Here is a 12,338-nt window from a genome sequence, read left to right as displayed (position 1 = left end):
TTCAGTTGATCTGGAAGCCCAGGCTTTCGGCGTGCATGACCACCACCGAGGCTGGTACGGCGATATTGAGAAAACCGAACAGGCTGACCATCGGCGTGTAGCTGACGTTGTCGATCGAGACGCGCACGCTGTCGATGCAGCTGGCCGTGCGCGTGATGTCGCCGCAGGCCGACAGGTTGTCGCCCGGGTCCGTCGGCGGCAAGGTCACTTCGGCGCCGCTCTTGTTCAGGTAGCGGATGGTGATGTTGGCGGCCGTCAGTTCCGGCGCGGCCGGCAGGGCCGTGCCGCCGAACAGGGCCAGGGTCTTGATGGCGTCGGTCTCGTCGATCCAGCGCACCACCGCTTCGCGCGCGGCGCGGCGGGTCACTTCCTGCACCGTGTTGTACAGGTACAGCATGCGGCCAAATTCGAGGATGCCAAACAGCAGCGTGAAAAACAGCAGCGACACCAGGGCGAATTCGACTGCGGCGGCGCCGCGCTGGCGCCCGGCTGGAGGAGACGATGAAAAGCGGTGGCGCATGGCGTTCTCCTTACAGCATGTAGCGCATGGTGGTGCGCGGCGAGAGCGGCGTGGCATAGCTGCTGGCCGCACCGATCACGAAGGGCAGGTACTGGCCCACCGACAGCGTGTAGTTGACGACTTCGACGCGGATGCCGCCCGGCGCCGTGCCATCGTTGCAGTTGCTGTCGTTGAACGCCGCGTCCAGGCAGGTGACCGTCACGTTGGCCGTGGTGAAGTCGCTGATGCCGGCGCTGAGGGCCGCGTCGACCACCGTCTGCCTGGCCGCCGGCACACCCTGCGAGGCGATGCCGGCCTTGGCCTTGACGGACATGTTGCGCGCCGCGTCGCGCGTGGCCTTGGTCAGCGCGTCGTAATACCAGAAGGCGCGGCCGAAGCCGAAGATGCCTGCCAGCAGGGTGATCAGCAGGGCCAGCACGATGCCGAATTCGACGGCGGCGCCGCCGCGCTGCCTGAGGGGGGAGTGGTGGATGCGCATGGCCGCCTCACTTGTAGAGTTTGATTTCGGAATTCGGCACGGGCTCGATCAGACCCGCGAACTCGACGTCGAGGCGTTTGGTGCCGCCGCTGAAATCGGCTTTCATCGTCATGAAGAATTTGCCGATGCCGACCGCGTTCATGGTGCCGCACGAAGCAGGCCCCACGGGCGCCGTGCGGCAGTCGACCAGCACCACGTTGAGGATGCGCCGGTTGCGCTGCCCCGGATGGGCCGGCGACGGCGCCTGGAACGTGGGGCCGCTGGTCTGGTTGTACGGCGAAGGCGGCGTACTGGCAGGAAAGCCTGCGCCGGCGTTGACGGGGTAGCTGGCCGTGTCGAAGTAATTCGCCTTGGCCGTGCTGTACATGGGGTTGGCGTTGCCGTCCGCGACGCTATACGCCGTGCCGGCCTTGGCCGGGGTGGCGCCATTGCTTTGGTAGGCGGGGCCGTAGGACCACAGCACGCCGTAGCCGGAGAACTGGGCGAACGTGGCCGATGGCGCGGGAACCGTGCCGGCCGACGGCAGCTGGTAATTCGGCTTGCTGCCTGCCAGGCTGACGGGCTGCTGGCTGGGCAAGGTGCTGGCGCCCGGTTCCATCCAGCTGGCGGGCGGCGAATTGGCGGCAGTGGCGGCGCAGGGCGACGCGGCGCCCACGCAAGGATACTCCTTGATGTTGGTGTCGGGCGGCGCCGTCGCCGGGTCGCATACGGAGGGGCCGCCGTAATCGTCGAAGCGCGAATTGAGCGAGGCGGCCAGCGAGGCCGTCAGCCCTGTGTTCGTGTACACCTGGCCCGTGCCGCTGGTGATGACGGCGCTGCTGCCCGTGCACATGAAGGGCGCGGTGGAGGCGGCGCTCGCATGCGAGGCGCTGCAGGTGCCGGGCGGGGCGTCGACGGGATTGATCAGGTAGGGATCGGACGGGCCGCCCAGCGGATTGAGACCGAACAGGTTGTAGGTGACGCCGCGGCGGAAACCGAATTCCACCAGCTCCGTCAGGCCCGTGCCGGCCGGCGCGGCAGGATACGTGTATTGCGCCGTCTTGTTGGCCGGGTCGACGGCGCACACGCCGATCGGCGTGACGTCGTTGACGAAGCGGCCCGCCACTGCCACGCCCGAGGTGCTGGTGCTGGCGATGCCAGCGATGCCCATCAGGTAGGTGGCGAAAGTCTTGCTGCCCGTGTCGACGCGGATGAAGGTCTGGCCCTGGGGGCTGGTGCGGGCGCTGGCGCCGGATGACCAGGGACCGTCCGGACTGGGGCCGAACTCGATGTTGGCGGCCGTGATGGTCAGCGCGGTGGAAAAATCGTAGCGGTTCTTTTGCGCGATGGCGATGGCCTTGGCCTGCGCATTGTCGATGCCGTCCGCGCTTTGATTGAGTTCCACGGCGCCGGCCAGGGCGGCGCTGTCGGCGCCGTTCTGCAGTTCCGCCTTGGCGATGTACAGGTGGCCCAGGTCCAGCACCAGGCCGCCCATGGCAAACAGCACCACCAGGGTCAGCCCCAGCACGATGGCGATCGCGCCCTGCTGCTTGTCGTGCCTGCGAAATGCGGTGTTCATGGCTGTCTCCTGGTGGCCTGGGGGAAGTGCATCGCGGGACCGGCGCCTACTGGCGTCCGCCCACGCCGATGGTGAAGACATTCGGTTGCGGTTCCGGCGCCGCAAACGATTTCTGGTAGCGCTGGTAGGCGCTGACGCCGGCCTTGCCGTCGATGCCGCTGACGGGGTTGGCATTGCGGTAGGCGTCCGGATACATGATCTGCTGCGCCTTGAGCAGGGCCACCGATTCGCCGAAGTGCGAATCGAGCACGGGCGTGGTGGTGGCGGCGCAGCCGGCCAGCAGGACCAGTAGAGGCAGCAAGGTGGCGCAAGGCAGGCGATGTGCGTTTTTCATGGTGTTCTCCTATTTGAGGTCGAAGCCGGCGGCAGGCTGGGGCGCGGCCGCTTGCGGCTGCATGGGCGCTGGTGCCGGTGTCTGTGCCGCTGCGGGGGCGGGCGCCGGTGCGCTGCCTTCCATTTTTCCCTGCATGAACATGTCGCCGCGCGTCGGCTGGATGTAGCCGTCGGTGGGCAGCTTGTAGTCGGGCGGCAGCGGCTTGACCAGATGCGGCGTGATGATGAAGACCAGTTCCGAGCGGTCCGTCTGGAAGTCCGTGCTGCGGAACAGGGCGCCCAGCACGGGCACTTCGCCCAGTCCTGGCATGGCCTTGATATTGCTGGTCACGTTGTTCTTGATCAGGCCGCCGATGGCGAAGCTCTGGCCGTCGAACAGCTGCACCGTGGTGGTGGCGCGCCGCGTGGTAAACGAAGGCAGGATGGCCGTGGCCGAGATGCCCGTGGCCGTGATGCCGATGCCGTCCTTGTTCAGGTCCGACACTTCCGGCGCCACCTTCAGGTTGATGCGGCCCCCTTCGAGCACGGTGGGCGTGAATTTCACGGCCACGCCGAACTCCTTCTCTTCCAGGGTGATGGTGGGCACGCCGTTATTGTTGGTCTGGCTGACGGGGATGAAGATTTTGCCGCCAGCCAGGAAGCTGGCCTCCTGGCCGCTGATGGCCATGATGTTCGGTTCTGCCAGCACCTTGATCAGGCCATCGCGTTTTTGCGCGTCGAGGTTGAAGAAGTTGTTCTTGCTGGCGCCGCTCAAGCCGCTGGGATTGTTGCTGAGCAGACTGGACAGCAGCGAATACGACCAGCTGCCGATGGTCTTGTTGATGCCCAGGCTGGCGCCCAGCTGGTCGACCAGCACTTTCGACACTTCGGCCACCTTCACTTCCAGCATCACCTGCTGCGGCGCGGCGATCGACAGCAGATTGATCACGCGCGGCGTGCTGGCATCGGGCGTGGCGGCGGGGGCCGGAGCGGCGGCGCCTGCGGCTGCGGCGGGTGCTGCGCCGGAGGCGGCGCTGCCGCTGCGGGCGCTGCGCTGCACATAGGCGTTGGCCAGCGACAGGGCCTGGTCGGCCTTGACGACGTCGCTGACCATGCCCGACAGGATCAGGGTGTCGCCCGCCACCGTGACGTTGATCTTTTCGTTCGGCAGCAGCTCGGCCATGCGTGCCTGCAGGCTGCTGCTGTCGATGCCGACGGCCAGGTCGATGATGGTGGCGTCATTGCTCTTGTTCCACAGGATCAGGTTGGTGGTGCCGACGGAACGTCCCAGCAGGTAGACCTCGTTGGGATTGAGCAGGATGACGTCGGCGATGCGCGGGTCGCCGACGGACATGCGGCTGGCGGCGAACGGCAGGCGCATCAGGGTCGACTTGCCTTCCGCCAGGCTCATTTGCGGCGCCATCTCGGTACGGCCGGCGCGCGATTCGCTTTGCGGCGGCGTGGCCTTGGGCCGGGTGGTGGCGCGGCTGCTTTTGGCTGCCCCGGTGTCGGCGGTAGCGGCGGTGGCGGCAACGGGTTCGCTGCGTGCCTGGGGCGCCAGGGCGCCGATCAGGGCGAGGGCAAGCGCCAGGCTGAGTGCCCGGCTTTCGCTTGCTGTGCAATATGTGCTCATGGCGTGACTCCTCTGGTGCAGGTTAGAATTGTTGGGAGCTGCGTTCCAGCCCCTTGATGACATCGACCCTTGGACCGGCCGTTGGCGCGGGTGCGGCGGCGGGACGGCGGCGTGGCAGCGGCTTGGCTTGCACCATGGCGGCGGGGGCTGCCATGGCGACTTTTTCATCGAGCAAACTGGACTTGGTGGCGCCTTCCGTGTTGACGGGCTTGTCCTCGATCTGGTTGCGCAGCACCAGCGACAGGGTGCCCACGCTGCGTGCCAGGTCGAGTTTTTCCGCCTGGTCCGGCGTCAGCTCCAGGGTCACGGCGTTGACCACCTTGGGCTTGGTGTCGTCGCGGCTCGATTCCTGGGCGATGGCCAGCACGAGGATGCGTTCGAGCACGATCTTGGAAATGTTCGGATCGCGGTCCGGCGTCTTGCGCGCCCCTTCGCCCTGGGTGTTGACGAGGATGTCGACGAAGTTGCCGGGCAGGGCGAAGCCGGCCACGCCCACCACATCGTTGACGCGCACGGTCATGGCGCGCTTGCCTTCGGCGACGACGGCCGACAGGCCGCCCTGCGTGCCGGGAGGCGCCAGCTTGCCTTCCATGATAGGTTCGCCGTGCTGGATGCTGGTGCGCGTGACGCGCGTTTCCAGCAGTTTCGGATCGTTGATGGCGCCCGGCGGCAGCGCGTTCGATGGCCAGTCCACCATGCGCACCATGTCGGGCGTCAGGCGCGCGCCCAGGCTGATGTCGACCTGGGCCACGGCCACCTTGTTGATGTTGCCCGAGGCTTGGGCATTGATCCAGCGCGCGGCCACGATGACCGCGGCGAACGCCAGGATGACCGCAATGGCCATCATCGTCAGAGCGCGTGCGTTTCTCATTTTGCTTCCCCTTTGTGCTGGACCGCTTCCGGTCCGGTGTGTGTGCTTGCAAGGTCGTCATCGCTGCCGAAATAGTTTTTCCATGCCCACAGCAGCCCTTCCGGCGACAGCTGCGCCGCGTGGTTTTCATAGCGTGCCTGGTCGCAGATCTGCGCGAGGATGTCGCGCGGATAGCAGGCCATCAAGGGCCGCCCGTACTGGCTGTGCAGGTGCAGCAGATAGGTGTAGGAGGCTTCGTCGAAATTGATGCCCAGCTGGGCGCAGGTGCTGCGGAACACGGCCAGGTAGTGGTAGGCGCTCAGGGGGCCGACGTGGATCTTGTAGCCGATGCGGCGCAGGAAGGAATCGTCGGCCAGGTGCTGCGGCGCCAGGTTCGACGAGAACACGACGATGACGTCGAAGGGCACGGGGAATTTGTAGCCCGTGTGCAGCGACAGGTAATCGATGTGGCGCGCCATCGGCACGATCCAGCGGTTCATCAGTTCCACGGGCGAGCAGCGCTGGCGGCCCAGGTCGTCGATGATGAAGATGCCGTTGTTGGCCTTCAGGTGCGGCGGCGCCTGGTACAAACGGGTGCCCTGGTCGAATTGCAGGTCCAGCATGTCGAGCGTCAGCTCGCCGCCCGTCAGCACGGCGGGGCGCTCGGCGCGCACCCAGCGCGGGTCGGACGGCACGGGGCCGCCGCGCGACACGGTGTGCAGCATGGGGTCGAGGAAGGGCAGCACTTCACCGTCGACCATCACGGCATGGGGCAGCGCGATGGCGCCGCTGAGCAGACCGTTCAGGCGCTCGGCCAGGTAGCTCTTGCCGCTGCCGGCGGGGCCGTGGAAGAACAGGGCGCGTCCGGAATTCATGGCCGCGCCCAGCTGGTCGAGCACGGCCGAACTGGCCACCACGTTGCGAAATTCGCGCTGCACGTCGTCGCGGGTGACCTGCATGTCCGCCACGCTTTGCGCCAGCACCTGGTTGCTGTAATCGGCCAGGGTGACGGGGGCGGGACCGCTGTAGGCATTGCGGCGCATGTATTCGGCGGCGCGCAGGCGGCCCTGGTCGCCCAGCAGATAAGACAGGTCGGCGTCGGTGCCGCTGCCGCCGTTGCGGCGCGCTTCGCACAGTTTTTCGGCGCGCATGAAGGTGAGCAGCGGCTCGAGCACGCCGGCGCCCAGTTTCACGTGCGTCGACAGGGCGGGCAGGCCGATCTGGCCGCGCTGGAAGAGTATCTTGACCAGCAGTTCGACCAGGAACAGGAAGGGCAATCCCGTTTCCTCGACCGTGCGTGGCGCGCGCTTGGCCGCCGGTTCGACGCCGCCGCCGTCGCTGCGTTCTGGATAGGTGTCAGGCATGATGGATGCTCCTCGCTCAGGTGGCCGGATATCAGAAAATGAAGGGCAGCAGGCGGTACTTCACCTGGCGCATGTAGACGCGATAGCGCACGTCGGTGGACAGGAAGCGCTCTTCGCGCAGCAGGCGCATCACCATCATCGTCATCGTCGCCACATAGATGGCGGTGTTGGCGAGCGAGGTGTTGGCCAGCAGGTAGCCGCTCAGGGAAATCAGGTAGCTGGCATACAGCGGATGGCGTACCACGCGGTAGACGCCGCCCGTCTTGATCTCGCGCTGCGCCGCCACCAGGCCGAAGCTGCGGTTCAGCGACAGCAGGCCGGCGATCTGCAGCAGGCTGCCGACGGCCAGCAGGTAGCGCGCGCCGGGCCAGATGGCCATGTCGGCTGGCGCGAAGAGGAAGGGGGCGAAGGTGGCGCCGATGGCCAGCAGCCAGTCGCCCGCATCGGTCGAGACGCTGACGGGGGCCGAACGCACGATGAAGAACAGGGCGGCCAGGGTTTCGGCGGCGCAGAACAGCAGATAGCTCCAGTCGCCGCTGTGCAGGAATCCCACCACGTGGGCGCTGGCGAAGAACGCCCACAGGCAAGCCATGGCGATGCTGGTGAGCAGGCTGGCGTGGCGCGAGTGGCAGAAGGTGGCGAGGGTGTCCATGGTCGGGTCCTAGGGTGGCGGGTCGTCGGAGCGGCGCGTTTCAGCGCAGGCTCCACAGGTGGTTGTAATGCAGGAGCACTTGCAGCAGGGTGCCGCTGGCGATGGCGAAGGCGTAGGCCAGCTTGCCGGTGGCAGGCGGCGGTTCGGCGATCGTGGCGGCGCCGCCGGCAAGGCTGTGCAGCAGTGCGCCCAGCATCATGTGGTAGGTATTTTTCAATACCTGGCGCAGGCGCTGGCCGGCCAGCGCGGCTGCCAGAGCCAGCACGCCGCCGCACAGGAAGGTCAGCAAGGCCGCTTCGAGCACGGCGTCGGGTCCCAGGAAGGCGCCGCACATGGCCATCAGCTTGACGTCGCCGGCGCCCAGGGCGCGCAGCAGATACATGGGCAGCAGCAGGGCCAGTCCGGCAGCGGCGCCGGCCAGCGCCTGCAGCAGTCCCAGGCCGCCGAAGGCCGCGTCGAACAGGCCGGCGCCCGATGGCACGAAGCTGTTCAGGATCAAGCCCGCCAGGGTGCCCCACAGCACCAGCCGGTTCGGGATGCGGCGCGTGCGCAGGTCGTGCCACAGGGCAGCAGCGAGCAGGGTGGCCAGCACGGCCAGGCACAGCAGCATGGGCAGGTGGGCGTTCATGATGTCAGTCCTTCCTTGCCCATGCAGGGCGCCGTGGCCAGGTGCACGACCGGTATCGCGGCCTGGCTGCCCAAGAGCCGTCCCACCAGGTGCCACACAAGGGCCGCGCCGGCCGCGCCGACATAGCCGTCGAGCGCATAGTGCCAGCCCAGGTGGATGGAGCCGAGCAGGATCAGTACGGCGAAGGCGGACAGGGCGATGCCGGCGGCGCGGTTGACGTTCCAGCCCACGATGGCCATCAGCATGGCCGTGGCCACATGCATGCTGGGCATGGCGGAGATGCCCAGCTCGCCGTTCGCGCCCTTGCTTTGATAGCCTTGCCACAGCATCTCCTGCACCTGCAGTGCCCAGACGGGGACGTGCTGGTTGGCGTCATGCAGGTAAGCCATCAGCGGCGCATACGGATCGCTGGCGTGCAGGTGGCCGTAGTAGCAGGGGCCGACCGAGGCAAACAGCACGGCCATGATGCTGCCCAGGACGATCCAGGTCAGTGCAAAGCTGAGCAGGAACTGCATGCGCAGCAGCGGGCGGCGCGTGTCGAGGATGAGCCAGTACAGGATGGCGTAGAACAGGAAGAACCAGAAGTGGTAGCTGAAGTTGAGCAAGCCCGTGACGAGCGGGTGGCCCAGCAGCGGCTGCAGCCTTTCCCATGGCGCCATGCCGCCATGCAGCGCGACGTCCCAGGCGGACAGGGTGGCATCCCAGGTGTAGGGGTGCAGGCGCGGGATGGCGCCCTTGATGACGGTGAAGCTGGAGGCGAAGACGGGGATCAGCAGCATGGCCGGCAGCGCGTGCAGCAGGCGCTCGTTGCTCAGGTAGCGGCGCAGATCGTGGTACAGATAGTGGCACAGGCGGTGCGGGCGTTTCATCACCATGACGTGGATGGTGTAGCCGCACAGGATGAAGACGGGGCCCGTGAGGATGGCCACGAGGAAGCCTGCCAGCACGTTGAGGATGTCCGAGGCACTGGGCAGGCCGCCGGCCAGCAGTATCGCCACGGCGGCGTACGGCAGCACGATCAGCAGCAGGGCGCGGTGGGTGCGCAGCGAGAGGCGCAGGGTATTCATGACAGGGCCAGGACCACTTGGTCCTTGACGTAGACAAACAGCAGCTTGACCTGGTCGCCAAGCACGGTGATCGTGATGACCAGCACGACCGCGATCAGGCCCGCCAGCAGCGCGTATTCGATCGCTGTGACGGCGGACTCGTCGGATACACGGCTGAAGAGATATTTCACGATGGGCCTCGCTATGCGTCGTCAAGGTGGGCGTGCCGGGAATGGGGGGAAAGCGTAGTCCGGGCTGGCGCTGGGCCGGCCCGGACAGCACCGCGTCAGTTGGCGGTGGTCAGCTTGGTACCGATGGTGCTGAAGGTTTTTTTCAGCTGCGTGCCGACGATGGTGATGGCGGCGATGATCACCACGGCAATCAGGGCAGCGATCAGGCCGTACTCGATTGCGGTGACGCCATCTTCTTCGCGGATAAAGTTTTTGATGAGGTTCATGACAACTCCTGGTGTGGTTAAGGTACGGCGGTGGGTAAAACGGCATGACAGTGTTGCTTCCTGGTGCTACGACCTGGCGTTCTCATGGGCTTTCGCCCAGTGCCAGCAGTCCGATGATGCATACCACCGCCATGAGGGCCGCCACCAGGGCATAGCGGTAGAACGCAGCCTTTTCCTTGCCCTGCAAATAGGTGATCAGGGCGGTCGGAAGAAACTTGTCAAGGCGCATGCTGTGCTCCGTGTCGTGGTGGGCCGTGCGGTGATTTGCACTCCGGTAAATCCACTATAGAAGTTGGCACCTTGATCTACATCAGAAGAACATCCTTTTATTGCAAGGAGGAACTGCTTGTTTTTTTCATGACAATTGTCACGGTCGAGTCTGGCGTGCAGACGCAACGGCCGTGCCGGTGGCTGGCGAAGGGGCGGCAGGGAGGAAATGCGCGGCCGTAGCCGCGCGGGGATGCAGCAGGATCAGGCGCCGGGCGGCAACTGGCCCAGCTGGTGCTTGGTGGCGTAGGCGTACAGTTCCAGGCGGTTGTACACGCCCAGCTTGCGGTAGATCGACGTCAGGTGATTGCGCAAGGTGTGTTCGGAGATGAACAGCTGGTCCGCCAGCAGCTTGGCCGGCGTGCCGCTGCCGTGCACCAGCGCGGCGATGATCTTTCTTTCCTTGAGGGTCAGGCTGGCGATGGCGATCGCTTGCGCCGAGCCGCCACCGGGCTGCGTCAGCTGCGTCAGCATGCGTCCCAGCATCGCGTGTTCCAGCCACAGCTCGCCCTGGTACACCTTTTCGATGGCCTTCAGGACCATCTCCGCCGGCGCATCCTTGCTGACGATGCCGCGTGCGCCCTTGAGCACCGTCTGGTCGAGGACGGCCTGGTCGTGGCTGGCCGTCAGCACCAGCACGCGCGTGCCGCCGCTCTGCGCCAGCGCGGGCAGGATGGACAGCGAGCTGATGCCGCCCAGGTCCAGGTCCAGCACGATCACATCCGGTTGCAGCGCTTTCGCCTGCTCCAGCGCCTCGGTGCCGTCGGACGCCGTGGCGACCACGCGCATGCCCGAGTGTTCGCCACCGATCAGCCGCTCCAGGCCCCACAGCATGGTCTTGTGATCGTCCACCAGCATGACGCTGATGACATGGCTGGCCGGTGGCATGTGGCGTACGTCATTCATATGGGGATCTCGATCTGCACGGAGGTGTTGCCCAGCATGCCATGCGTGACGCGGGCCGTGCCGCCGAGGGCGGCGGCGCGCTCGGCCAGCGAGTCGGGCAGGAAATCGGGGACGTGCGCGGCGGCGCATTCGTTGTCGATGCTGATGTGCAGCGCGCCCTGCACGCAGGTCAGCTTGACGGCGCCGTGGCGCGCCGACGTATGCTTGCGGATATTGCTCATGCCCTCGTTGACGATCTGGAACACCTCGGCCGCCAGGCGGTCGTTGATGTGCAGGTCGCCTTCGATCTGCAGGGCGATGTCGATGCCATAGAATTCGCGGATCTGCGTGGCCTGGCGGCGCAGTGCGACCAGCAGTTCCGGCTCGCTTTGCACTTGCCCGTTCTTGAACGTGCGCGCGTAGCTGCGCAGGTCGGCGATCACCTGGCCTGACATGATAATCAGTTTTTCCAGTTCCGGCAGCAGCGGATTGCCCGGCGTGGCTTCGTTGCGCAAGGCGGCCAGGCCGTGGCGCAAGCCGATATACGGCTGCACGGCCGTGTCATGCAGGTCGCGCGCGATCTTTTCGCGTTCGCGCGAGGCCGCCTGCGACGCCAGCCGGTCGAGCAGGTTGATGTTTTCAATGACGGGAAACGCCTGCGCGCCGATATGGCTGAGGAACAGGGCATCCGTCTTGCTCATGCTGGTGGCGGAGACGATAAAGATGCGGCCTTTGCCATTGCGCAGAGGCAGCGGCGCGCTGATGAAGGCGTGCGCTTCGAGCAGTTCGGCCAGGCGGGCGCCCGCCGCGTCGTCATGCCGCAGCCAGCGTCCGCTGTCGGGCTCGAGCATGCGCGCGCCGCCTATCCACGGCAGCCAGGGGCCGGCGGGCTGGTTGTACAGCGCGATTTTATCGTGCGGGAAAGCGAGCAGGGGACTGGCCGCGTCGTCGCTGAGGAGCGAGCTGGTGTGCACGACGCCCGTTGCCGTTTGCAGCACGCTGCGCAGCGACCAGACGCGCGTGCCCTTGTCCTGCATGATCAGCAGGCAGCTGCGGCCGTTGAAATAACTGCGGGTTTTTTCCAGCACCGAGGTAATGGTCTGGTCGACGCCGAAGCGCGGATTGGACAGCTGGCTGACATCGCGCAGCAGCGCCAGATGGCTGCGCTGCGTGATGGCCGAACCACCCCAGTAAGCGATCATGTAGCCGAGCGCCAGCAGGAAGGTGGTCCGCAGCAGCAGGCGCGACAGTTCCGCGTCCGTTTCGCCGAACAGCGCCGTGGCGGCGAACAGGCCGGCCGAAGCGAGGGTGACGCGCGCGCCTTCCTCGAAGCCGCGCTGGAACGACGAGGTCAGGATGGCAAAGAAAAAAAACAGGAAGAATAAAGTGTTGTGGCTGCTGGTGGAAAACACGATCAGCGCATACCAGGCCACGTCGAGCCAGTACAGCAAGATATCCTGGGGCAGGCTGAGGCCCAGCACGGCTAGCACGTAGAGCAGCAGGCTGTGCATGGTGTAGGCGGAAAAGATCAGCCAGGTAATCTTGCTCAGCTTGCCGGCGCTTTCGGGGTCGATGAACAGGGTCAGCAAGGTGGCGCTCGACAGCAGCAGGCGCATGCCGTTCACCATGGTCGTATCCATGCCAGCACCCGGCAAGCCGGATTTGAGGGGAGGATCGAGATTCACAAG

15 protein-coding genes are annotated in these 12,338 nt (G+C 66.0%); all 15 read right to left on the bottom strand.

The genetic code is table 11. From position 1 onward, the window contains the following. Position 1: 1 nt before the first annotated feature. On the bottom strand, positions 2–520 hold the full coding sequence (locus AC4BCN_RS23255; RefSeq protein ID WP_490491862.1) for a TadE/TadG family type IV pilus assembly protein: 519 nt from the start codon (positions 518–520) through the stop codon (positions 2–4). A 10-nt stretch (positions 521–530) separates the two neighbouring features. Further along, entirely contained in the window at positions 531–998 is a 468-nt protein-coding gene (locus AC4BCN_RS23250) for a TadE/TadG family type IV pilus assembly protein (protein WP_034750833.1), read from the bottom strand. Positions 999–1,005: 7 nt separating this feature from the next. After that, on the bottom strand, positions 1,006–2,556 hold the full coding sequence (locus AC4BCN_RS23245) for a pilus assembly protein TadG-related protein (RefSeq protein WP_490491861.1): 1,551 nt from the start codon (positions 2,554–2,556) through the stop codon (positions 1,006–1,008). Positions 2,557–2,602: 46 nt separating this feature from the next. Further along, entirely contained in the window at positions 2,603–2,890 is a 288-nt protein-coding gene (locus AC4BCN_RS23240; RefSeq protein ID WP_490491860.1) for a hypothetical protein, read from the bottom strand. Positions 2,891–2,899: 9 nt separating this feature from the next. Then, the gene (locus AC4BCN_RS23235) at positions 2,900–4,501 is read right to left on the bottom strand and encodes a type II and III secretion system protein family protein (RefSeq protein WP_490491859.1); all 1,602 of its coding nucleotides are present in this window, start codon (positions 4,499–4,501) and stop codon (positions 2,900–2,902) included. 22 nt (positions 4,502–4,523) lie between these two features. Next, on the bottom strand, positions 4,524–5,372 hold the full coding sequence (gene cpaB / locus AC4BCN_RS23230) for a Flp pilus assembly protein CpaB (RefSeq protein WP_490491858.1): 849 nt from the start codon (positions 5,370–5,372) through the stop codon (positions 4,524–4,526). Next, positions 5,369–6,715: a DUF8689 domain-containing protein gene (locus AC4BCN_RS23225; protein WP_490491857.1), complete on the bottom strand. Its 1,347-nt coding sequence runs from the start codon at positions 6,713–6,715 to the stop codon at positions 5,369–5,371. The genes cpaB and AC4BCN_RS23225 overlap by 4 nt, the downstream gene beginning before the upstream one ends. A 31-nt stretch (positions 6,716–6,746) precedes the next feature. After that, on the bottom strand, positions 6,747–7,367 hold the full coding sequence (locus tag AC4BCN_RS23220; RefSeq protein ID WP_490491856.1) for a methyltransferase family protein: 621 nt from the start codon (positions 7,365–7,367) through the stop codon (positions 6,747–6,749). A gap of 40 nt (positions 7,368–7,407) precedes the next feature. Next, a complete protein-coding gene (locus tag AC4BCN_RS23215; RefSeq protein ID WP_223278975.1) occupies positions 7,408–7,995 on the bottom strand; it encodes an A24 family peptidase in 588 nt (195 codons plus the stop codon). Next, on the bottom strand, positions 7,992–9,062 hold the full coding sequence (locus tag AC4BCN_RS23210; RefSeq protein ID WP_490491855.1) for a phosphatase PAP2 family protein: 1,071 nt from the start codon (positions 9,060–9,062) through the stop codon (positions 7,992–7,994). The genes AC4BCN_RS23215 and AC4BCN_RS23210 overlap by 4 nt, the downstream gene beginning before the upstream one ends. Continuing rightward, positions 9,059–9,232, bottom strand: coding sequence for a Flp family type IVb pilin (locus tag AC4BCN_RS23205; RefSeq protein WP_456150718.1), 174 nt, complete (start codon positions 9,230–9,232; stop codon positions 9,059–9,061). The genes AC4BCN_RS23210 and AC4BCN_RS23205 overlap by 4 nt, the downstream gene beginning before the upstream one ends. A gap of 95 nt (positions 9,233–9,327) precedes the next feature. Beyond that, positions 9,328–9,498: a Flp family type IVb pilin gene (locus AC4BCN_RS23200; protein ID WP_490491854.1), complete on the bottom strand. Its 171-nt coding sequence runs from the start codon at positions 9,496–9,498 to the stop codon at positions 9,328–9,330. A gap of 82 nt (positions 9,499–9,580) precedes the next feature. Then, positions 9,581–9,727 carry a hypothetical protein gene (locus AC4BCN_RS23195; protein WP_157814672.1) on the bottom strand — a complete coding sequence of 49 codons (147 nt, stop codon included), beginning with the start codon at positions 9,725–9,727 and terminating at the stop codon, positions 9,581–9,583. A gap of 242 nt (positions 9,728–9,969) precedes the next feature. Beyond that, positions 9,970–10,671, bottom strand: a complete 702-nt coding sequence (locus tag AC4BCN_RS23190) for a response regulator (protein ID WP_223278976.1) — start codon at positions 10,669–10,671, stop codon at positions 9,970–9,972. After that, entirely contained in the window at positions 10,668–12,335 is a 1,668-nt protein-coding gene (locus tag AC4BCN_RS23185; protein ID WP_128142249.1) for a sensor histidine kinase, read from the bottom strand. The genes AC4BCN_RS23190 and AC4BCN_RS23185 overlap by 4 nt, the downstream gene beginning before the upstream one ends. Positions 12,336–12,338: the final 3 nt, after the last annotated feature.

It is taken from the genome of Janthinobacterium sp. Bl 1, from assembly GCF_058215535.1.
This window is presented reverse-complemented; position numbering and strand designations above follow the sequence as displayed.

Excerpts from the sequence above, each read along its gene's own strand:
- AC4BCN_RS23225 (WP_490491857.1), bottom strand. The coding sequence starts at position 6,715 with ATGCCTGACACCTATCCAGAACGCAGCGACGGCGGCGGCGTCGAACCG.
- AC4BCN_RS23195 (WP_157814672.1), bottom strand. The coding sequence starts at position 9,727 with ATGCGCCTTGACAAGTTTCTTCCGACCGCCCTGATCACCTATTTGCAG.
- AC4BCN_RS23245 (WP_490491861.1), bottom strand. The coding sequence starts at position 2,556 with ATGAACACCGCATTTCGCAGGCACGACAAGCAGCAGGGCGCGATCGCC.
- cpaB (WP_490491858.1), bottom strand. The coding sequence starts at position 5,372 with ATGAGAAACGCACGCGCTCTGACGATGATGGCCATTGCGGTCATCCTG.
- AC4BCN_RS23235 (WP_490491859.1), bottom strand. The coding sequence starts at position 4,501 with ATGAGCACATATTGCACAGCAAGCGAAAGCCGGGCACTCAGCCTGGCG.
- AC4BCN_RS23210 (WP_490491855.1), bottom strand. The coding sequence starts at position 9,062 with ATGAATACCCTGCGCCTCTCGCTGCGCACCCACCGCGCCCTGCTGCTG.
- AC4BCN_RS23240 (WP_490491860.1), bottom strand. The coding sequence starts at position 2,890 with ATGAAAAACGCACATCGCCTGCCTTGCGCCACCTTGCTGCCTCTACTG.
- AC4BCN_RS23190 (WP_223278976.1), bottom strand. The coding sequence starts at position 10,671 with ATGAATGACGTACGCCACATGCCACCGGCCAGCCATGTCATCAGCGTC.
- AC4BCN_RS23200 (WP_490491854.1), bottom strand. The coding sequence starts at position 9,498 with ATGAACCTCATCAAAAACTTTATCCGCGAAGAAGATGGCGTCACCGCA.
- AC4BCN_RS23215 (WP_223278975.1), bottom strand. The coding sequence starts at position 7,995 with ATGAACGCCCACCTGCCCATGCTGCTGTGCCTGGCCGTGCTGGCCACC.
- AC4BCN_RS23255 (WP_490491862.1), bottom strand. The coding sequence starts at position 520 with ATGCGCCACCGCTTTTCATCGTCTCCTCCAGCCGGGCGCCAGCGCGGC.
- AC4BCN_RS23220 (WP_490491856.1), bottom strand. The coding sequence starts at position 7,367 with ATGGACACCCTCGCCACCTTCTGCCACTCGCGCCACGCCAGCCTGCTC.
- AC4BCN_RS23250 (WP_034750833.1), bottom strand. The coding sequence starts at position 998 with ATGCGCATCCACCACTCCCCCCTCAGGCAGCGCGGCGGCGCCGCCGTC.